A 20,819-nucleotide genomic window follows, 5' to 3' on the forward strand; every position below is an offset into this window, starting at 1 on the left:
CAACCTCTCGTTGTGCCATCAGTCAGAAAAAGGAAGTAGCTACCACTACTGGCGGCACCCGGACCAGCAGTAAAACAGCAATGCAGCAGGCTTAGTTTGCCGTAAAACAAAACGGGCCGCCGTAAATACAGCGGCCCGTTTCGGGAAGATTGTCAAATGGTGACTATTCCATTTCGCTCTCGTACGGCAGGTTCGAGGACTGGGTCTTCGAATACGGTACGTTCTGCGGGATGAAATCGTCTTCAGCACCGGGCTTGCTATAGTCATAGGGCCAGCGATACACAGCCGGAATCTCGCCGGGCCAGTTGCCGTGGCCGGGGTTGACAGGCGTAGTCCACTCCAGCGTAGTCGAACGCCAAGGGTTTTCGCTAGCACGACGGCCGCGGAAGATGCTGTAGAAGAAGTTGAAGATGAACACGAACTGGGCGAAGAATGCCAGAATAGCGGCCACCGATATGAACTTGTTCAGGTCAGCAAACTGGCTGAATGAATCGAAGCCCGTCCAAGCGTAGTAGCGGCGAGGGAAACCGGCGATACCTACGTAGTGCATCGGCAGGAACACCAGATATACACCCACGAAAGTCAACCAGAAGTGGATGTAGCCCAGTTTCTCGTCCATCATGCGGCCAAACATCTTGGGGAACCAGTGATACACACCGGCAAACAGGCCGAAGAACGCCGAGCTACCCATTACCAGGTGGAAGTGAGCTACCACGAAGTAAGTGTTGTGCATCTGGATGTCCAGCGCGGCGTTACCGAGGATGATACCCGTCAGACCGCCCGAGATGAACAGCGACACGAAACCAATCGAGAACAGCATGGCAGTGGTGAAGCGGATGTTACCGCGCCACAGTGTGGCCAGCCAGTTGAAGGTTTTCACGGCCGATGGTACGGCAATGATCAGCGTCAGGAACATGAAGACCGATCCGAGGAAGGGGTTCATACCCGTTACGAACATGTGGTGAGCCCACACGACGAACGACAGCAGCGAAATACCCAGCAGCGAACCAATCATGGCGCGGTAGCCGAAGATCGGCTTACGAGCGTTGGTAGCGAGGATCTCCGAAACCATACCCATAGCAGGCATGATTACGATATACACCTCGGGGTGACCCAAGAACCAGAACAAGTGCTGGAACAGCACCGGCGAACCACCGGTGTTATTCAGAGCCTGACCGGCAATGTAGATATCCGACAGAAAGAACGAGGTGCCGAACGAACGGTCGAAGATCAGCAGCAGAGCAGCCGAGAACAGTACCGGGAACGACAAGAGGCCCAGGATGGCCGTCAGGAAGAACGACCAGATGGTGAGCGGCAGCTTGCTCATGCTCATGCCGCGGGTACGCAGGTTGATAACCGTAGTGATGTAGTTAACACCACCCAACAGCTGCGACACGATGAACAGCGCCATCGACACCAGCCACATCGTCATACCCATGCCGGAACCAGGAATAGCCTGGGGCAGGGCGCTCAGCGGCGGGTAGATTGTCCAGCCGGCCGAGGCAGGACCGGTTTCGAGGAACATCGAGCTGAACATGATGATACCGGATACAAAGAAGAACCAGTACGAAAGCATGTTCATAAAACCCGAAGCCATGTCGCGGGCACCAACCTGCAGAGGAATCAGGAAATTGGAGAACGTACCCGACAGGCCAGCAGTCAGCACGAAGAACACCATGATGGTGCCGTGCATCGTTACAAGAGCCAGATAGAACTCCGGATTCAGCTTACCAGCTTCAATCCATTTGCCCAACACGGGCGTCAGCCACTCCAGCGTCGACTCGGGCCAGCCGAGTTGCAGACGGAACAAGCTGGAGAGAGTACCACCCAGGATAGCCCAGAAGATACCCGTAATCAGAAACTGCTTGGCAATCACCTTATGGTCCGTGCTGAACACGTACTTGAACAGCCAGTGCTGATCGTGGTGATGGTCGTCGTGCAGGTGCTCATCGTGCAAGATGCCTGGCTCGGTTACCCCGATGCCCCCCTGCACTTGAGTGGGAAGATTAGCAGCCATAAAAAGCGTACAAATTAACTGCGTTGAACTAGAGTGAAGCGTTGGCAGCAGGCACCGTCACGGCGGCAGCAGCCTCTTTTACAACCAGCTTTTCCTCTTTCTGTTTGAAAGAAGCCAGCACATCTGGGTTCTGTTCAGAAAAAGATTTTTGCTGACCAAACCAGGCTACGTAGTCGTCTGGCTCGTCTACTACGATGTTGAGCTTCATGGCGAAGTGACCACGGCCACAGATCTGGTTGCAGGCCAGTTCATAGTTGAACTTGGGGTTGCCCAGCTCGGCGCGCATCTCGTCGGTCGTCTTAGTAGGCGTAAACCAGAATTTGGTTGGCATACCAGGCACTGCGTACATCTGCACGCGGAAATGTGGCATGTATACTGCGTGCAGTACGTCACGCGAGCGAATCTTCAGCAATACAGGGTGGCCTTTTGGCACGTGAATCTCACCGGCCACGAAGTCATCCAGACCCGTTTTGTCGGTCAGGTCGAAGCCGAATTCGTTGGTGGCGTCAATCAGGCGGTAGTTTACTACGCCGAGCTTAAGGTCACGGCCGGGGTAGCGTACAAGCCAGTTGAACTGCTTGCCCATTACTTCCAGCACAACCGAGTCTTTGGGAGCCGGACCAGTGATACGGGTCCATTCTTTCCAGCCGGCAAACACCAGACCTGCCATCACAATGGCCGGGATTACCGTCCAGATGATTTCGATCTTGTTGTTGTGGGGGAAGAAGTAAGCCCGACGGCCTTCCTTCTGCTGGTACTTATAGGAGTAGTAAAACAGGGCTACCTGCGTCAGAACGAACACGATGCCGATGATGATCATCGTGGTCCAGAACATACGCTCAGTTGCCAGGCCGTGAACGGAGGCAATCGGCGGATTCATTTTATTGAAGTTGTCGCCGAACGACCAAGCGAAGGCCGCACCACCGACTACCATAAAGACGATCATCAGCACCGCGTTGACGCGGTTGCTCATCCCAAATTCGCGGGCCGAGCTGCCAGAGAAAATCGAGGTCAGAATCTGGAGGCGGAACAGCAGGCCGAATACGACCAGCAGCAACACCAGCACCAGCAGAATACCAAGAGCAGTCATTGGGTAAGGAAAGAGGTGAGATTTTCGAGGCTGGCAGGGAGAGAAGCAAAAGGTGTCTGCTCCTCCCCTGCCGGCACTCATGTCTGATTAGGTGGTGTGATGCACGCTCTCGTCGAGGAACGGATGGTGCAGCGGCACCAGCGAGGCTTGTGCCAGTCGCTTGGTCATGAGCAGCAGGAAGCTACCCAGGAACACCAACGCAACCCCGAACTCAATGATGAACCCGTTATTCTCCTGCATAGTTGCAGGCATGATCATCAAATAGAAGTCAAACCAGTGACCAATCAGAATGGCGATGGTAACGATTTTCAGCATGATCATCTGGCGCTTTGCATCCCGTGTCATCAGAACAAGGAAAGGGAAGGCAAAGTTGATGAGCAGGTTGAAAAAGAACAGCCACGTGTACTGGCCATTGAAGCCGCCCAGACGCTGGTTGAAGTACACAGCTTCCTCAGGAAGGTTGGCGTACCAGATCAGCATGAACTGCGAGAACCATACGTAGGTCCAGAAGATGCTGAAGCCGAACATGAACTTGCCCAGATCGTGCAGATGGCCTGCTTTAACCCAACGCAGGTAGCCGGCATCCTTCAGCAGAATGGTGCAAAGCGTAGTGGCAGCAATGCCCGATACCCACCACGAGGCGAATACGTACCAGCCGAACATGGTCGAGAACCAGTGTACGTCAACCGACATCACCCAGTCCCAGGCCGCAATCGACGAGGAAACGGCGAACAGCACCAGGAACAGGGCCGATACGTTGATGCACTTGTGGAAGTACTCCGTGCCGCCGTTCAGGTCTTCGGCCAGCGATAGGTCGCGCAGCTTCTTGGTGAAGAAAGCCCAGATGGCAATGAAGACGATCATGCGGCCCAAGTAGAACGGCATGTTCAGGAAGCCCGATTTGCCAGCAATGATGGCGTCGTAAGTTTCGCTGCCCTTCTCCATAATGCCCGGCACCGTCCAGTGGAAGATGTCGTTGTTGATCAGGCCCAGGCAGAAGATGATAACCATCAGCACACCGCCCGGAATTACCCAGGCGCTGAGGGCCTCATATACCCGCTTGATCAGAACTGACCAGCCGGCGTAGGCTACATATTGGATGGCCATGAACACCGTACCTACCACCGATACCCCGGTGAAGAATACGTTGTTGTGCCAAAGGCTTACAATCAGGCGCTTCAACCAAAGCGGGCTGCCATGGTGGCCGCCTGCATGGCCGGCAGCAGCACCGTGGGCACCAGCGGCGCCTTCAGCGTGCTCCGCGCCGATGTTGAAGTAAGCGACAATCAGACCCGTCACCAGCAGCAGAACGCCCGCCAGGATGATCATCATGAATTTCTTGCGAGTACCGGCTGAAATCTCCAGGTATTCCGCCGTAACGCCTTCGTGTTGCGTCAGAGTTGCCATAGTGGATTAGTTTGCGGTGCCGTTACGTGCCTGGTCTCCTTGGCCCGGAGTTTCCGAGCCTTTGTCTGCCTGCGCTTCCTGAACGGGCGCCTGCGTTTGCGTGTCAGTGGTCTGCGACGAGTCGGACGCGGCTACACCAGCAGCTGAGGCGCCGTTGGCTTTCAGCAGGTCGGCCACGCCATCAGCGCCTTTGCCCAGTTGCAGCGCGCGAACGTACATGGCGATTTTCCAGCGCTCCTCAGGGTTTACCTGCGAGCCGTGCGGCATCATGCGGTTGCGGCCCCACTGAATGACGTGGTAAATGTGCCCGTCGTTCATGGTTTTGTAAGCGCCGGCCGAGTAGTTCGGTACACCTTTGAACTTGATGCCTACCGGACCCTGGCCGTCACCCTGCTCACCGTGGCAGTGCTGGCAGTTGCGCACGTACAGCGACTTGCCTTCCTCCAGGTTCTCCTTGGTGTAAGAGTAAGGGTTGCGCAGTTTGGTTTCAGCAGTAGCCACATCGTCTTTGGCGATGTGCGAGTAGTATTCGGCTTTGCCACGGGCCACGGTGCCTACCACAGGGGTGCGCTCGTTGATGCCCATCGGGTTTACCGTATTGGCATTCACCTGACGCAGGGGGTCGTACGGAATAGATTCGTACATCTCCGGAGCGTACTCAATGCCAGGATCATCGGCGCGGTTGCAGCCGGTGGTCAGCACCGAGGCAAACAGGATTGCCGACGCTTGCAGACCTAGTTTCAGCGAATGCGTCATTAGAATTTGGTCATTTCTTTTTCGTTCACCTCTGAGGCGCCGTTGGCGCGCAGCAGCTGCGTCAGATGGTTCAGGTCGGTCTTCTCGTTCAGCTCGATGGCCATCACAAACTTGTCGTCGGTGGAGCGTACGTCCAGAACAGGCGTCTTCCAGCGGGGGTACAACTTGCTGATGGTATAGAAGGTAATCACCATACCGTGGCAGCAGAAGAATACCGTCAATTCGAAGGATACCGGAATGAAGGCCGGCAGCGCGATGTGGGGCTTACCACCGATGATCATCGGCCAGTCGAAACCGAGCGTGTAGATCTGCAGCCACAGGGCGAAGCACAGACCAACCAGCCCGTAGAAGAACGCGGCGATGGGCAGCCGCGACCGTTCGATGCCGAGGGCATCGTCGATGCCGTGAATCGGGAACGGGGTGAAGACTTCGTAGATTTTCACGCCCGCTTCGCGGACGTTTTCAACGGCGTGCAGCAGCACGTCTTCGTCTTCGAAGATGCCGAGGGCGAAGCGCTTAGTCATGCTTATCGTAGTTTATGGGAGCCGAAGCCGGCACGCCGTGGGTGGCGGGTTGATGAACTGCGTGATGATGCGGGTCGTGGCCGGTGTACGTCGGGCCGTTATCGACCGTGTACTTCAGTACCGACTTCACTTCTGCCATGTTGATTACCGGGAAGAACTTGGCAAACAGCAGGAACAGCGTGAAGAACAGACCCAGCGTACCAACATAGATACCGATGTCGATGATGCTAGGCGAGAACATAGCCCAGCTCGACGGCAGGTAGTCGCGGTGCAGTGAGGTTACGATAATCACGAAACGCTCGAACCACATACCGATGTTTACGATGATCGACAGGATGAACGTCAGCGGGATGCTGTAACGTACCCGACGAATCCACACCAACTGAGGCGTAATTACGTTGCAGGTCATCATCGACCAGTAAGCCCACCAGTAAGGACCGGTTGCGCGGTTGATGAAGGCGTACTGCTCGAACTCAACACCCGAGTACCAGGCAATGAAGAACTCGGTGATGTAGGCTACCCCTACGATCGAGCCAGTCACCATCATGATTTTGTTCATGAGGGCAATGTGCTCGATGGTGATATAGTCTTCCAGCTTAAATACTACGCGGGTAATGAGCATCAGCGTCAGTACCATGGCGAAACCCGAGAAGATAGCGCCCGCTACGAAGTAGGGAGGGAAGATGGTGGTGTGCCAGCCTGGTACTACCGAGGTGGCAAAGTCCATCGATACGATGGTGTGTACCGAGAGTACCAGCGGGGTCGAAACACCGGCCAGGATCAGCGACACCGTTTCGTAACGGCTCCAGTGCTTGGCCGAGCCTTTCCAGCCCATGCTCAGCAGCGAGTAGGCTACTTTGGCAATCGGACCTTTAGCCCGGTCACGGATGGTGGCGAAGTCAGGTACCAGACCCGTGTACCAGAACACCAGCGACACCGTGAAGTAGGTCGAGATGGCGAATACGTCCCAGAGGAGCGGCGAATTGAAGTTCACCCACAGCGAGCCCAGCGTATTCTGCAGCGGGAACACATAAAAAGCGAGCCAGGGACGGCCCATGTGCAGTACCGGGAACATGGCCGCGCAGATTACTGCGAAAATGGTCATGGCCTCAGCAGCCCGGTTAATGGAGGTACGCCACTTCTGGCGGAACAGCAGCAGTACTGCCGAAATCAGGGTACCGGCGTGGCCGATACCTACCCACCATACGAAGTTGGTGATGTCCCAGGCCCAGCCAACGGTTTTGTTCAGGCCCCATTCGCCGATGCCGTACCACAAGGTGCGATACACGGAGTAGAAGAATACGCCAAGAAAGAAGAGAGCCACGGCCAAGGCGGCCATCCAACGGACGTTGGGAGCGGCTTCTACCTGGCGGCACACGTCCTGGGTGACGTCGTGGTACGTTTTCCCCCCGGTTACGAGCGGCTCCCGTACAGGCGATACGTGCTGCATAGTTTTAGAATTTTGGGTCTTGGGAACTTAGGGGCTCAGCTTTTTGCGGCAGTGGTATCTGGTAAAACCAAGACCCCAAACTCCCAAGCCCCCAACTACTGATTTACGCGTTGCGAACTTCTTCCGTGTTGCGGATTTTCGTCAGATAGGTCATGTTCGGCTGTACGTTGATGGCGTCGAGCACGTGGAACGCACGCTCGCCGTCTTCCCGACGCAACAGCTTCGACAGACGCGACTCGGGGTCACGCATATCGCCGAATACGATAGCCTGCGTGGGGCAGGACTGGGCGCAGGCCGAAACAATCTCGCCATCCTTCGGACGACGCTTTTCCTTTTTAGCTTCGAGCTTGCCGAGCTGGATACGCTGCACGCAAAGCGAGCATTTCTCCATCACACCACGGGCACGTACCGTTACGTCCGGGTTCAGCACCATGCGGCCGAGGTCGGTGAACATGTGGCCGTTCACAGCTTCGAACTTCTCGTTGGAGTAGTACGAGAACCAGTTGAAGCGACGCACCTTGTACGGACAGTTGTTGGCGCAATAGCGGGTACCAACGCAACGGTTGTAGGTCATCTGGTTGAGACCTTCCGAGCTGTGGGTGGTAGCCAGTACGGGGCACACCGTTTCGCAAGGAGCGTGGTTGCAGTGCTGGCACATCATCGGCTGGAAGATAACCGAGGGGTTCTCGGAAGGGTCTTCCATAGCGGCGTAGGTCGCCAGCTTGCCTTTGGTTTCGAAGTCCTCCTTGCTGGCGTCGGAGCTGTAGTAGCGGTCGATGCGCATCCAGTGCATCTCGCGGCGGTTGATAACCTCCTGCTTGCCTACTACGGCCACGTTGTTTTCAGCCTGACACCCTACCACGCACGAGCCGCAGCCGATGCAGGAGTTGAGGTCGATGGCCATGCCCCAGTGGTGGTTCTTGTACTCGTAGTCCTGCCACAGCGAAACCTTGTTGGGCTTCACGTTGCCTTCCGGCGTCGTGAGCAGTTCGTACTCGGTTACTTCTTTCGGGTTTTTGATGTACTGGGCCAGCGTCGACTCCTGCACCACCGGCTTGCGGTCCATAATGGTGTGGTGGGTCTGAGTCTGGGCGATAGGCGAGGTAGCACCGGTTTTCTCCAGCGTCACCGAGTTGGCGTACTGAACAGCACCGTTGCGCATCACCGCCAATGGCAGTACGTTCTCCCCTACTTTATCACCTACTTTGCCAGCTTTGGTGCGGCCGTAGCCGAGGGCAATCGAAACCGAGCCAGCGGCCTGGCCGGGCTGAATTAGTACGGGCAGCTCAATGGACTTGCCATTGGCAGTTACTTTCAGCACGTCGCCTTGGGCCCAGCCTTTTTCCTCGGCCATCTTGCGTGGCACGGCCACGTAGTTGCCCCAGGTGGCTTTCGATACCGGATCAGGCAGTTCCTGCAGCCAGGGGTTGTTGCCTTCCGAGCCATTGCCGACACCTACTTTTTCGTAGATGAAAAGCTCCGTGCCCGTGAGCTTGGGAGCCGAGTTGATAGCGCTGATGGCTTCGGCGGCACCCATGGCAGCACCTTGTGCAGGAGCAGCTAGCAGGGCCGAGCCCATGGCTACACCATCGTGTACCGCTTTGTCCCAAGCTTTAGCATCGCCGCCGGTTACGGCCTGCCACTGAGCGCGGAGGTAGTTGTAGTAGCTGGTTGGGTTACCGGCCCAAGTCAGCAGCGAATCCTGCGCCTGACGCGTGGCAAACAGCGGCGAAATCACCGGCTGGGCCAGACTCAGGTAGCCGCGCTTCGGCTCGTAGTCGTTCCACGACTCCATCCAGTGGTGGTCGGGAGCAGCGTACGTGCATAGGCTGCCGGTTTCGTCGAGACGGTCGTTCAGCGAAATAGTGGTTTTCACTTTACCACCTTTCAGCGCTTCGGCCAGCTGAGCACCCATCGGGTGGTCGAACACGGGGTTGGCGTGGTAGAAAATCACCGTGGCAATCTGGCCACCGATGATATCCTTCACCAACCGGTCCATGCGGGCGTCGTCGCCCTGGCGCACCATCGAGGGCGCGGCTACGTCGACGGCAGCACTGCCGAGGCTTTGGTTGATGGCGGTAACGAGGGCCTGAACAGCCGGGTCGTTGGAACCCGAAACCACGAGGCCACGGCTGCCAGCTGCTTTCAGGTCGGCAACGGCCTTTTTCAGCTGTGGGCTGCTAGCAGCAGCGCCGCCAGCAATACCGTTGTAGAGGGCAATGGCGGTAGCGCCCATTTCCGAAGGCTTCACCGGTACCCGTACGTCGGCGTTAGAGCCGGTCAGGGTCAGGGCGCTTTCGAACTGGTAGTGGCGCGACATGGAGCGCTTGTCGGAGCTAACCTTGCGGTTGGTCACGTACTGGCGCGCGAATTCCACCGGCGAAATCCAGGTACCGAGGAAGTCGGCACCCAGGCTCACAATGATATCGGCTTTGCTGAAGTCGTAGCTAGGCAGCACACCGCCGTTTGCGCGGAGCAGGCCCGAAGCCGAATTCACGTCGTACATGACGTGCTCAGTCCCGGCGTAGCGGGTCGCGAATTCAGCAATAACTTTCTTGGTGCTGGGGCTGATGATGGTCGGCGACACAATGGCGACGCGGCCACCCGCGGCCAGAGCCGTGCGGATTTCCTGGTCAACCTGGTCTTTGTCCTTCTTCGCGCCTTTGATGGCGAAGTGCTGCAGACGAGCACCGTCATAGAGGCTCAATACCGAAGCCTGGGCGCGGGCCGACAAGCCACCACGTGTAATTGGCGACTCAGGGTTGCCTTCCAGCTTGATCGGACGACCCTCGCGGGTCTTCACCAGCACGCTGTTGTAGTCCTGGCCCGTGAAATAAGTGGAGGCGTAGAAGTTGGCGATGCCTGGATCTACTTCTTCCGGCTTATTCAGGTAAGGAATAGCCTTTTTGATGGGGGTTTCGCAGCTGGCGAGGGTAGCGGCGGCCAGGCCGAAGCCCATGAGCTTGAGGAAGTCGCGACGCGGGGCTACCGTAGCGTCGGAAGAGCCATAGGTTTCCTTCACCGGCAGGAAGTCCGCAAACTCGGTGAGTGCATTCTTCATGAACTCCGGTGAGTTCTCCAGTTCCTCAATTCCCTTCCAGTACTTGGGCGACTCTTGCATTTGTTATGGGGACTTAGGGTCTTGCGGGCGCGGGCCGGGTTTTCTGAGTCGGCGCCGCCGGCAAGTTGAAGGCTTTTTTTAAAGGCGTTTCGGCGGAGAATCCTGCGCCGCCGGGAAGATAAGCTTTCCGGCGGCGCAGGATTCAGTCAGGCGATTAGTAGTGGCACTTCGAGCACTCCGTGCCGCCGTTCGACGACACCGTGAAAGGAGCGGCACCATTGGCGCTGTCGTGCAGCTTCACCAGGTTGTTGTAGTAGCCGTTGCCCTTCGTGTTGAGCGGAGTTTCGCGGTGGCAGTTGATGCACCAGCCCATGGTAAGGGCCGAGTACTGGTACACTACTTCCATGTTCTGGATTGGACCGTGGCAGGTCTGGCACTCGATGCCGCCCACTTGCGTGTGCTGCGAGTGGTTGAAGTACGCCAGATCGGGCAGGTTGTGCACGCGCACCCACTGGATAGGCTGCTTGCGCTCAATAGCACGGTAGATCTTCTTGATCTCGGGCGACTCCGTCTTGATCTGCGAGTGGCAGTTCATGCAGATGTTGGCCGAAGGAATGTTAGCCGACTTGCTCTTGTACACCGAGGTGTGGCAGTAAGCGCAGTTGATCTGGTTTTCACCGGCGTGCAGCTTGTGCGAGAAGGCAATTGGCTGGGTAGGCTGGTAGCCCTGGGTCAGGCCCACACCCATAGCACCTTGTACCGAAGTGTAGAGAATAGCCAGTACGAATACTACACCAGCAATGCCACGCAGCACCGGCGACTTGTAGAGCTTGCTCCAGTCGGTGCGCTGCTCCAGCACTTCCACGTCGCGACCATCAAGGTCTTTACGGCCGCGGAGCACGTCCTTCATGATGTTGGCAATGATAACCAGCGTTACCACCAGCACAATCAGCACCACTACCAATACGATGAGCAGGATGTCCATGTACTTACCACCACCATCAGCTTCACCGTTGGCAGCCGCTGTACCGTCAACAGCAGCTTGGTCACCACTATTTGGCTTGAGCTTAGTATCGGTACCACCCTGACCTTCCTGCGAAGTCACGTAAGCAATGATGGAGGTAATCTCCGTGTCGCTCAGCTGGAAGCTGGGCATCTGCTGCTTCTGGTACTGGTTGTAGATTTTCACGGCGTACTCGTCGCCGCTGGCCACTACTTTGCTGGAGTTCTTGATCCAGGGAATCAGCCAGGAGATGGGGCGGCGCTTGGTGATGCCAGCCAAGGCGGGACCTACCACCACGTCGTTGACGGCGTGGCACTGGGCGCAGTTGCCTTTAAAGAGGGCATCGCCGGCGGCGATGGCAGCGGCATCGCCACCGCCAGCAGCGGGAGCAGCCGCCGTAGCGGGAGTGGCGGCAGCCGTAGCGCCGGGTGCCACACCTTCTTTGCTCACGGCCGGAGCCGACCCAACATCCTGCGCCGAAGAGTTACCTACGGCAGCAAACGTCAGGAAAAGAGCGAGAAAGAGGCGGGAAAGGGGACGAAGTCGGATGCTATTCATAGCACAAATTGACTGGAAAAAAGAAACGCGGGGGGTGCTTCAAGGCCACAAATGTAGGTCGGGAAACCCAGAGAACAAACCCGTTCGGGCTAATTTTCGCCCTGCGAAGCTTGTCTGGAAGCATTCTAAAAGGAATTCTGATTCCTCTTTATATAGGTGATGCAGGCTTGCTACTCAGGGCTTTCCTTCTCTGCTTTTGTTAACTACTGCCTACGCATAAGGTTTGCCTGCTGATAAATAAGCTATTAGGCTTTTCTGGCCCGCTAGGTATATTCTGAAATGACTGTGCTGGTAATAGGATAAAAAGCGTATCTTTGCCGGCTCATTGATTTTTTTCACATCATATTTCACCCCGTCGTAATGGAAGTAAGAAATTACGAGACGGTCTTCATTCTGACTCCCGTTCTGAACGAGAGCCAAGTGCAAGAGACGGTCGAGAAGTTCTCGCAGGTGCTTAAGGAAAATAGCGCCGACATCATCAACACTGAAGCTTGGGGCCTTAAGAAACTGGCGTACCCAATTCAGAAGAAAAACACCGGCTACTACTTCCTCGTGGAGTTCACTGGCTCGGGCAACATTGTGGACACGCTGGAACTCGCGTTCCGTCGTGACGAGCGGATCATCCGCTTCCTCACCACCGTGCTGGACAAAAACGCAGTAGCCTACGCCGAGCGTCGTCGTAAGGGCGAAATGAACCAGCAGAAAGCTAAACAATCGGAAGCCGTTGCCCAGTAAGCCTAAGAAGATGAGTCTCGCCAACGAACGTATCCACAAGCAGGATACCCGCAAGAAGTATTGCCGCTTCAAGAAGAACGGCATCAAGTATGTTGATTACAAGGATCCGAACTTCCTGCTGAAGTTTGTGAACGAGCAGGGCCGCATTCTGCCCCGCCGTATCACGGGCACCAGCCTCAAGTTCCAGCGCAAGGTAGCTCAGGCTGTGGCCAAGGCTCGCCACCTCGCCCTGATGCCTTACGTAACCGACTCGTTGAAATAAGTTGTCAGTGTTTAGTTGTCAGTTGTCAGTTAACGGTCTTGTGCCTGCACAGTGACTAACAACCAGCAACCAGCAACTAACAACTCTATAAAGACATGGAAGTAATTCTGAAAGACGACGTAAAGGGCCTGGGCTACAAGAACGACACCGTAACGGTGAAGCCCGGCTTCGGTCGCAACTACCTGCTCCCGCAGGGTCTGGCTATCCTGGCCGACAAGACCAACAAGAAAATCGTTGCTGAAAACATCCGTCAGGCTGCTCACAAAGCCGACAAAGTGAAAGGCGACGCTCAGGCTATTGCCGACAAAATCGGTGACGTAGTTCTGGACATCCCAGCCAAAGTAGGTGAGAGCGGCAAAATCTTCGGCCGCGTAACCACGCTGCAGCTGGCCGACGCCCTGAAGGCTAAAGGTATCGACGTAGAGCGCAAGCGCCTCTCCTTCGACCAGGAGCCCGGTTCGGTAGGCGAGTACACCGCTACGGTGGACCTGCACCGCGAAGTGAAGCACAAAGTGCGTTTCAACGTGGTAGCTGAATAAGCTCATTCTCTTGAAGAAAGGCCCGGCTGTTTGCACAGTCGGGCCTTTTTTTTACCTGCTTCGGCACTGCCTGCTTTCCCTGCAGGAACATGGCTCCGGGAGCAGCGTGTTTGGTTGAACGCACGATGTTGAGTAGGTTGCCCGTCCGTTGGCTTGTTTTGGCCGTATCTTTTAGGAATGTTTCGCACTGAATTACCGCTTACTCCGCACCCGCAGCAGCTGCCGCTCTCCGCGCGCGTGCTGACTATCGGCTCCTGCTTTTCCGACAGCATTGGCTCGCGCCTCGCTGCCGACAAGGTGGCGACGCTGGTTAACCCGTTTGGCACCGTTTTCAATCCGCTGGCCGCCTGCCGCCTGCTGCGCGCCGCCGCGGGCGAAGAGCAGGACTGGCAGCAGCACGTGGTAGAGGCCCGCGGCCGCTGGCAGAGCCTCGACCTGCACGCCACGCACGGCGCCGACTCGCCGGTGGAGCTGTTGCAGCACACCCAGCAGCTACTGCGCGACACGGGCGTATTTGTGGCCACCGCCGATGTGGTGGTGCTGACGCTGGGCTCGGCGTGGGTGTACCGCTACAAGGAAACCGGCGAGTTGGTGAGCAACTGCCACAAGCTGCCCGCCGAGAAGTTTGAGAAAGAGCTTCTGACGCCGGATGAAATCATCAATACGGTAGCGGAAACGCATGCCTACCTGCGGCTGCACAATCCAAAGCTGTGCTTTGTGCTGACGGTAAGCCCGGTGCGCCACGCCAAGGATACGCTGCCGCTGAACGCCGTAAGTAAATCGGTGCTGCGGGTGGCCTGCCACTACCTGAGCGAGCTGCTGCCCGACGTATCGTACTTTCCGGCCTATGAGCTGCTGCTGGACGATCTGCGCGACTACCGCTTCTACGCGGAAGACATGCTGCATCCGTCGAAGGTGGCGGAAGACTACATCTGGGAGCGGTTTGCCCGCACCTACTTTGATGCGGGCTTCGGCCGCTTCCGCAAGGAATGGGAGGCTGTGCGCCAGGCCCTCAGCCACCGTCCGCTGCACGTGGCCGCGCCGGAGCACCGCCAGTTCCTGGAAAGCACGCTGGCCAAGCTGGAGCGTCTGGCTTCGCAAGCCGACGTGCGGATGGAACTGCTGGAAGTGCGCCATCAGCTGCAGAATCTGCCTCTGCCCGTGGCCAAGCCCGAGCCGGAGCTGGAAGACGATGGCGAGGAGCGGATTGACATTGGCGCCTACGCTGCGCCAGCAAAAGCCCAGCCGTCGGCACCTGCGCCCGCGGTGGCCGAAGAAGTGGAGGAGTTCGAGGAATTCGAGTCTGTTCGGGGTGACGATACCGCTGCCCCGGATGTGCTGACTGAAGACGACGAGGACGCTGAAGACGACGATGCCGCCACGGCTGAGTCGGATGCTGCCGACGTGCTGGATGCCCTTGCGCCGAAGAAAAAGCGCCGGAGCCGCGGTGGCGCCAAACGCAACAAGAAGAAGCATGCTGCCCGCCTGGCCGCAGAGCTGGCCGCCGCCGAAGGCGGTGCGTTACCGGCCGAGCAGGCAGTAGCCCCTACCCCACTTCCCGCGGCCCCCGCAGTATCGGTTATGGCCGACCCGGAAATGGCACCGCAAACGGCACTCGAGCGGCGGAAACGCAACTCGCGCCGGGGACGGGGCCGAGGCCAGAATGCCGCGCAGGCCACCGACAATGCCGAGGCCATGGTGACCGTGGACGCTCCAGAGGAGTTGCTTCCGGCCGCCGCAAATGAGCCAGCCAGCACTGAGCCAGCCCTTACCAGTGCGGCCCTGCCCCAGGAGCAGCCAGCCATCCAGCAGCCTGAAGCCACGGCACCCGCTACAGACCAGGAGCCTGAGGAAGCTGATGCCGCGCAACGTCCGGCGCGCACGGGCCGCTCGGCCAGCGAAAAGCGCGCCGATGCACTGCGCAAGCCACATCGGAGCGGCGCGCATCAGAAGCCACTGTACGCCGGCGAGCCGGCACCGGAAAGCCCGGAGCCTGCTGCATCAGTTCCTGCGCCAGAAACAGCGCCCAAAGCTGCGCCCGCCATTCCGTTAACGGTCGGCACCGGTGCTTCCGGCCGCCTGACGGAATCCGGCAAGGCGACTCTCAGTGCCCGCCCTGCTACTGTTCCCACTCCTACCCTCTCACCAACTGTGGCAGCGCCTGTGGCACCAGAAGCACCGGAACCCGTACGGACGCCTGCGCCTGCCGCAGAAGCAGCCAGCAGCGCTCCTGCAGCCACAACAGCAGTGCCCAAGGCACGCCGGGCGCCAGCTCGCAAAGCCAAAGTCACTCCTGCCGCCGTACCGGCACCAGACGTTTCGGTCGCAGCCGCAGCTCCTGTTCAGGAAGCTACTGCGGAAGCACCAGCAACCCCGGAACCCGCCGCTCCATCAGCCACTAAGCCCAAAGCGGTCCGGCCACCACGCAAGGCCAAGCCGGCCCCGGCCGCCCCGCAGGCTCCCGAACCAGTGACGGAAGCAGCCGTGGCGCCAACAGCCCCGGCCCTGAAGCCAGCTAAACCAGCTCGGCAGGCAGCCGCCAAGAAGCCTACGGCCCCGAAAGCCCCGGCTACGAAGAAGGCTGCCCCAGCGAAGAAAGCAGCCCCGGCCGCTAAACCGGCACCGGCCGACAAGCCCGCCCGGCCACCGCGTAAGAAGCCTGCCAAACCGGATACTCCGCCGGAAAACGCTTAATCCTTTATAATTCGAAACCCGGCCCCCAGCGGCCGGGTTTTGTTTTTTCACCTCCTCTCCTGCTCATGTCGTCCGCTGCCGCTCCCAATCGTCTGGCCCAGGAAACCAGCCCCTATCTGCTCCAGCACGCGCACAACCCCGTCGATTGGTACCCGTGGGGCGAGGAGGCGCTGCAGCGGGCCCGCGCCGAGCAGAAGCCCATTGTGGTGAGCATCGGGTACGCCGCCTGCCACTGGTGCCACGTGATGGAGCGGGAGTCGTTTGAAAACGCTCAGGTGGCGGCTCTGATGAACGCGCATTTCGTGTGCATCAAGGTCGACCGGGAAGAGCGGCCCGATGTGGACCAAGTGTATCTGGAGGCCTTGCAGGCCATGGGTGTGCAGGGCGGCTGGCCGCTGAACGTGTTCCTGACCCCGGAAGCCAAGCCGTTCTATGGCGGCACCTACTTCGCGCCCAGCAGCTGGGCGGAGCTGCTCACCAGCATCGGCGAAGCCTACCAAAACGCCGACCACCAAGAGCTGGAGGCTTCCGCCGAACAGGTTGCCCGGGCGCTGCAAACCAGTGAGCTGGAGAGATACCGCATTTCCGCTTCCGCGGAAGGCCTGTCGGAGGCGCAGCTGGCGGAGGCGCTGGACCAGTTGGCCGCCCGGTTTGATCTGGACGCGGGCGGGATGCGCGGGGCGCCCAAATTTCCGCTGCCCGGCGTGTGGCGCCTGCTGCTGCGCGCCAGCCGCATCCTCCCCGACACGGCACTGCTGGCCCACACCATCCGCACGGTACGCCACATAGCCTGGGGCGGCATCTACGACCAGATTGGGGGCGGCTTTGCGCGTTACGCAGTGGACGAAAACTGGCTGGTGCCGCATTTCGAGAAGATGCTCTACGACAACGGGCAGCTCCTCAGCCTCTATGCCGAAGCCTACCAGCTGCAGCCCAACGAGCTGCTGCGCGAAGTGGTGTACGATACGGTGGCCTTTGTGCAACGGGAACTGACCAGCCCCGAAGGCGGCTTCTACGCTTCACTGGATGCCGACAGCGAGGGCGAGGAAGGCCGGTTCTATGTTTTCACCAAGCAGGAGCTGCAGGACATTCTGGGCGCTGAGCAGCCGCTGGCCTCAGCCTACTACAGCTGCACGGCAACCGGCAACTGGGAGCATGGCCGCAACATTCTGCACCGCCGCCAGACCCCGGAGGCCTTTGCCGAAGCGCATCAGCTGCAGCCGGCCGTGCTGGCCGAGCTGGTGCAGAACTGGAAGCAAAAGCTGCTGGCGGCCCGCACCCAGCGCCCCCGCCCCACCCTCGACGACAAAGTCCTGACCAGTTGGAACGCGCTGCTGCTGCAGGGTCTGCTCGATGCCTACCGGGCCTTCGCAGAGCCTGAGTTTCTGGCGCTGGCCCTGCGCAACGCCCATTTCCTGCAGGCCCACCTGCGCCGGGGCCCGGGCCTGTGGCACAGCTACCAGCGGGGCCGCGCCACCATCGTCGGCTTCCTCGACGACTATGCTTTCCTGATTCAGGCCTACATCAGCCTCTACGAAGCCACTTTCCAGGAAAGCTGGCTACACGAAGCCAACCGGCTGACCCAATACACGCTCACGCATTTCTTCGACCCCGCTGAAGACCTGTTCTTCTATACCGACGACACCAGTGAGCAGTTGATAGCCCGCAAAAAGGAACTACTCGACAACGTCCTGCCTTCTTCCAACTCCGTGATGGCGCACAACCTGCACCGGCTGGGGCTGCACCTCGGCAATACGCAGTACGTGGAGCTGGCCGCCGCCATGCTGCGCCACGTGCAGGCGCTGGTGGTGCAGCAGCCCCAGGCCACTGCCAACTGGGCCGCCCTGTACACCACGCTGCTGCGCCCCACCGCCGAAATTACCATCGTCGGGCCAGAGGCGGAGGCGTACCGGCAGGAGCTGGGCCGGCACTTTTTGCCCAACGTGGTAGTGGCAGGCGCCACGGAAGGCAACTCTGAGCTGCCGTTGCTGACGGGCCGCACGGCCTTGCAGGGGCGCACTACGCTCTATGTCTGCCACCACCACGCCTGCCAGCGGCCGGTGCACACCGTGGCGGAGGCTCTGACGCAGCTCTAACGTGAACTTCTGCAGCACCGCGCCGGGCCAGCGTGTATCTTTACCTTTCGCTTTCTGACTGATTTTCCTTTGAGCCTTACGTTCGACTTTGTTCAGCCGCAGCCGGAGCCGGCCGCCGACCGGGTTACGCTCTTCGCCGACGTGATTCTGCCGCTGCCGCTGCCCAAGCTCTATACCTACCGCGTGCCCTTCGAGCTGAACGACCAGGTCGTGATTGGCGGGCGCGTGATTGTGCAGTTTGGGGCCAAGCGCACCCTGAGCTGCATTGTGGCGGCCGTGCACGAAACACCGCCCAAAGACTACCAGGCCAAGTACATCCTGGAGTTCATCGACGAAACGCCCGTCGTGACCCAGCCGCAGCTCAAGCTGTTCCGCTGGATGGCCGACTACTACCTCTGCACCCTGGGCGAGGTGATAAACGCCGCACTGCCGGCCGCCCTCAAGCTCAACTCCGAGAGCCGCGTGCAGCTGCATCCGGTGTGGCTGAACACCGACGAGGCCGACCGCTACCCGCTCAGTGAGCAGGAGCAGAAAGTGGTGGCAGCCCTGCTGGACGGCGAGGAAGGCAAGTCGATGACCTTTACGGAGGTGGGCGACGTGCTGGGCATTGCGTCCTTCCACAAGGTTATCAAGAGTCTGATGCACAAGGAAACCATCTTCCTGTTTGAGCATCTGGCCGATAAATACTCGCCGAAAGTGGTGAAGAAGGTGCGGCTGGCCCACCACTACGTGGCCGAGGCAGCGCTGGAAGGCCTGTTTGCGCAGCTGGCCAGCCGCGCCAAGCAGTTGGATGTACTGATGCGCTACCTGCAGAAGGTGCCCGTGTATCAGAACGAGCACGCCAACCACAACGGCATCGAGAAGGCCTACCTGTCGTCGGCGCCGCACCTGTCGCCGTCGGCGGTCAATACGCTCATCAAAAACGGCGTGCTGGAGCAGTTCGACGTCATCGTGTCGCGGTTTCCCTTGGATGATGCCACGGAAGCCAACATGCACTTCCGCCTTAGCGAAACCCAGCAGGCCGCCCACGACGACATTCTCGACCAGTTCAATACAAAGGACATTGTGCTGCTGCACGGCGTGACGGGCGCGGGCAAAACCGAAATCTACATCGAGCTGATCCGGCAGGCGCTGGACGGCGGCGGGCAGGTGCTGTACCTACTGCCCGAAATTGCCCTCACGGCCCAGATTGTGACCCGCCTGATGCGCGTGTTCGGCTCGCGGCTGGGCGTGTACCACTCCAAGTTCTCCGACAACGAGCGGGTGGAAGTGTGGAACGGCGTACTATCGGGCCGCTTCCAGGTGGTGGTGGGCGTGCGCTCCTCGGTGTTCCTGCCCTTCGACAACCTGGCGCTGCTGATTGTGGACGAGGAGCACGAAAGCAGCTACAAGCAGTACGACCCCGCCCCGCGTTACAACGCCCGCGAGGTGGCTTTGATGATGGCCAACTTCCAGGGCGCCAAAACCCTGCTGGGCTCGGCTACGCCGTCGGTGGAAACCTACTACCAGACCCGCACCGGCCGCTACGGCCTCGTGAGCCTCACCAAGCGCTACGGCGAGGCCGGCCTGCCCGAAATTGAACTGGTAGACACCCGCAAGGCCCGTGAAGCCAAAACCCTGCTCAACCACTTCACGCCCGAGCTGATGGCGGAAATGGAAAGCAAGCTGGCCCAGAAAGAGCAGGTGATTCTGTTCCAGAACCGCCGCGGCTACGCCCCTTTCATAAACTGCCTGGACTGCGGTTGGATTCCGAAGTGCACTAACTGCGCCGTGAGCCTCAGCTACCACAAGCAGGCCCACGAGCTGCGCTGCCACTACTGCGGCCACCACGACCGAATGCCAGTACAGTGCCCGGCCTGCGGCTCGCGCAACATCAAAACCGTGGGCTTTGGCACCGAGAAGATTGAGGACGACCTGAAGGTGATGCTGCCCCAGGCCAACGTGCAGCGCATGGACCTCGATACGACACGCGCCAAAAACTCCTACCAGCAGATCATTTCCGACTTCGAGCAGCAGGCCACCAACGTGCTGGTGGGCACTCAGATGGTCACGAAAGGCCTCGATTTCGCCAACGTGAGCCTAGTGGGCATCATCAACGCCGACAGCATCATTCACTACCCCGATTTCCGGGCGCACGAGCGGGCCTTCCAGATGTTTGTGCAGGTGAGCGGGCGCGCCGGCCGCAAGGGCAAAAAGGGCAAGGTCATCATCCAGACCGCCGACCCGCAGCAGGTGATTTTCGAAAAGGTGATCCGCAACGACTACCTGGAGTTCTACGAGTACGAAATCCTGCAGCGGCGCGAGCATGGCTACCCACCGTTCATGCGCATCATCCGGCTCACGGTAAAGCACATGGACCAGTTGCTGTGCGAGCGGGCCGCCATCCTGCTCACCGGCGAGTTGGTAGAGCGCCTGGGCCGCGAGGCCGTGCTGGGGCCCGAGGCACCCTACATCTTCCGCATTCGCAACTTCTACCTGCAGGAAATCACCATCAAGCTCAGCCGCGAACATACCGTGCTCCGGGCCGCTAAAGCCGACATCCTGGACGCCATCAACCTGATCCGCGACCAGAAGGACTACAAGCAGGCCCGCTTTGTGGCCGACGTAGACCCGATGTAGCGGGAGCC

Annotated in this window: 14 protein-coding genes; 6 read left to right on the forward strand and 8 right to left on the reverse strand. The window is 59.0% G+C overall.

What is annotated here, in order from left to right; translation table 11 throughout:
* Window positions 1-163 precede the first annotated feature (163 nt).
* The 8 genes from O9Z63_RS11990 to O9Z63_RS12025 form a co-directional block, all read right to left on the reverse strand.
* The gene (locus O9Z63_RS11990; RefSeq protein ID WP_270125457.1) at window positions 164-2,017 is read right to left on the reverse strand and encodes a cytochrome c oxidase subunit I; all 1,854 of its coding nucleotides are present in this window, start codon (window positions 2,015-2,017) and stop codon (window positions 164-166) included.
* Window positions 2,018-2,045: 28 nt separating this feature from the next.
* Window positions 2,046-3,107 (reverse strand): cytochrome c oxidase subunit II, encoded by a 1,062-nt coding sequence (locus O9Z63_RS11995; RefSeq protein WP_044016628.1) that lies wholly within the window; start codon window positions 3,105-3,107, stop codon window positions 2,046-2,048.
* An 87-nt stretch (window positions 3,108-3,194) separates the two neighbouring features.
* The gene (locus O9Z63_RS12000) at window positions 3,195-4,514 is read right to left on the reverse strand and encodes a quinol:cytochrome C oxidoreductase (protein ID WP_270125459.1); all 1,320 of its coding nucleotides are present in this window, start codon (window positions 4,512-4,514) and stop codon (window positions 3,195-3,197) included.
* A 6-nt stretch (window positions 4,515-4,520) separates the two neighbouring features.
* The gene (locus tag O9Z63_RS12005; RefSeq protein ID WP_270125461.1) at window positions 4,521-5,270 is read right to left on the reverse strand and encodes a c-type cytochrome; all 750 of its coding nucleotides are present in this window, start codon (window positions 5,268-5,270) and stop codon (window positions 4,521-4,523) included.
* Window positions 5,270-5,794: a DUF3341 domain-containing protein gene (locus O9Z63_RS12010; protein WP_044016625.1), complete on the reverse strand. Its 525-nt coding sequence runs from the start codon at window positions 5,792-5,794 to the stop codon at window positions 5,270-5,272. The genes O9Z63_RS12005 and O9Z63_RS12010 overlap by 1 nt, the downstream gene beginning before the upstream one ends.
* A complete protein-coding gene (gene nrfD / locus O9Z63_RS12015) occupies window positions 5,787-7,244 on the reverse strand; it encodes an NrfD/PsrC family molybdoenzyme membrane anchor subunit (protein WP_270125462.1) in 1,458 nt (485 codons plus the stop codon). The genes O9Z63_RS12010 and nrfD overlap by 8 nt, the downstream gene beginning before the upstream one ends.
* Window positions 7,245-7,347: 103 nt before the next feature.
* Window positions 7,348-10,365: a TAT-variant-translocated molybdopterin oxidoreductase gene (locus tag O9Z63_RS12020; protein WP_270125463.1), complete on the reverse strand. Its 3,018-nt coding sequence runs from the start codon at window positions 10,363-10,365 to the stop codon at window positions 7,348-7,350.
* Between the two features lie 154 nt (window positions 10,366-10,519).
* On the reverse strand, window positions 10,520-11,866 hold the full coding sequence (locus O9Z63_RS12025; protein ID WP_270125464.1) for a c-type cytochrome: 1,347 nt from the start codon (window positions 11,864-11,866) through the stop codon (window positions 10,520-10,522).
* A gap of 360 nt (window positions 11,867-12,226) precedes the next feature.
* On the opposite strand from O9Z63_RS12025, the gene rpsF reads away from it, so the two are divergent.
* The 6 genes from rpsF to priA all read left to right on the forward strand — a co-directional run bounded on the left by rpsF (window position 12,227) and on the right by priA (window position 20,811).
* A complete protein-coding gene (gene rpsF, locus O9Z63_RS12030) occupies window positions 12,227-12,601 on the forward strand; it encodes a 30S ribosomal protein S6 (RefSeq protein ID WP_044016622.1) in 375 nt (124 codons plus the stop codon).
* Window positions 12,602-12,611: 10 nt separating this feature from the next.
* Window positions 12,612-12,863 carry a 30S ribosomal protein S18 gene (gene rpsR, locus O9Z63_RS12035; protein WP_022822548.1) on the forward strand — a complete coding sequence of 84 codons (252 nt, stop codon included), beginning with the start codon at window positions 12,612-12,614 and terminating at the stop codon, window positions 12,861-12,863.
* 95 nt (window positions 12,864-12,958) lie between these two features.
* Complete coding sequence (gene rplI, locus O9Z63_RS12040) at window positions 12,959-13,402, forward strand: 50S ribosomal protein L9 (protein WP_044016618.1); 444 nt, start codon at window positions 12,959-12,961, stop codon at window positions 13,400-13,402.
* A 177-nt stretch (window positions 13,403-13,579) separates the two neighbouring features.
* Window positions 13,580-16,096 (forward strand): GSCFA domain-containing protein, encoded by a 2,517-nt coding sequence (locus O9Z63_RS12045; protein WP_270125466.1) that lies wholly within the window; start codon window positions 13,580-13,582, stop codon window positions 16,094-16,096.
* A gap of 65 nt (window positions 16,097-16,161) precedes the next feature.
* On the forward strand, window positions 16,162-18,192 hold the full coding sequence (locus tag O9Z63_RS12050) for a thioredoxin domain-containing protein (RefSeq protein WP_270125467.1): 2,031 nt from the start codon (window positions 16,162-16,164) through the stop codon (window positions 18,190-18,192).
* Between the two features lie 69 nt (window positions 18,193-18,261).
* Window positions 18,262-20,811 (forward strand): replication restart helicase PriA, encoded by a 2,550-nt coding sequence (priA, locus tag O9Z63_RS12055; RefSeq protein WP_270125468.1) that lies wholly within the window; start codon window positions 18,262-18,264, stop codon window positions 20,809-20,811.
* Window positions 20,812-20,819 lie beyond the last annotated feature (8 nt).

This window comes from Hymenobacter yonginensis, from assembly GCF_027625995.1.
GTDB classification, from domain to species: domain Bacteria; phylum Bacteroidota; class Bacteroidia; order Cytophagales; family Hymenobacteraceae; genus Hymenobacter; species Hymenobacter yonginensis.

Excerpts from the sequence above, each read along its gene's own strand:
- O9Z63_RS12000 (WP_270125459.1), bottom strand. The coding sequence starts at position 4,514 with ATGGCAACTCTGACGCAACACGAAGGCGTTACGGCGGAATACCTGGAG.
- rplI (WP_044016618.1), top strand. The coding sequence starts at position 12,959 with ATGGAAGTAATTCTGAAAGACGACGTAAAGGGCCTGGGCTACAAGAAC.
- rpsR (WP_022822548.1), top strand. The coding sequence starts at position 12,612 with ATGAGTCTCGCCAACGAACGTATCCACAAGCAGGATACCCGCAAGAAG.
- O9Z63_RS11990 (WP_270125457.1), bottom strand. The coding sequence starts at position 2,017 with ATGGCTGCTAATCTTCCCACTCAAGTGCAGGGGGGCATCGGGGTAACC.
- rpsF (WP_044016622.1), top strand. The coding sequence starts at position 12,227 with ATGGAAGTAAGAAATTACGAGACGGTCTTCATTCTGACTCCCGTTCTG.
- O9Z63_RS12050 (WP_270125467.1), top strand. The coding sequence starts at position 16,162 with ATGTCGTCCGCTGCCGCTCCCAATCGTCTGGCCCAGGAAACCAGCCCC.
- O9Z63_RS12005 (WP_270125461.1), bottom strand. The coding sequence starts at position 5,270 with ATGACGCATTCGCTGAAACTAGGTCTGCAAGCGTCGGCAATCCTGTTT.
- O9Z63_RS12025 (WP_270125464.1), bottom strand. The coding sequence starts at position 11,866 with ATGAATAGCATCCGACTTCGTCCCCTTTCCCGCCTCTTTCTCGCTCTT.
- O9Z63_RS12020 (WP_270125463.1), bottom strand. The coding sequence starts at position 10,365 with ATGCAAGAGTCGCCCAAGTACTGGAAGGGAATTGAGGAACTGGAGAAC.
- O9Z63_RS11995 (WP_044016628.1), bottom strand. The coding sequence starts at position 3,107 with ATGACTGCTCTTGGTATTCTGCTGGTGCTGGTGTTGCTGCTGGTCGTA.
- O9Z63_RS12045 (WP_270125466.1), top strand. The coding sequence starts at position 13,580 with ATGTTTCGCACTGAATTACCGCTTACTCCGCACCCGCAGCAGCTGCCG.
- O9Z63_RS12010 (WP_044016625.1), bottom strand. The coding sequence starts at position 5,794 with ATGACTAAGCGCTTCGCCCTCGGCATCTTCGAAGACGAAGACGTGCTG.
- nrfD (WP_270125462.1), bottom strand. The coding sequence starts at position 7,244 with ATGCAGCACGTATCGCCTGTACGGGAGCCGCTCGTAACCGGGGGGAAA.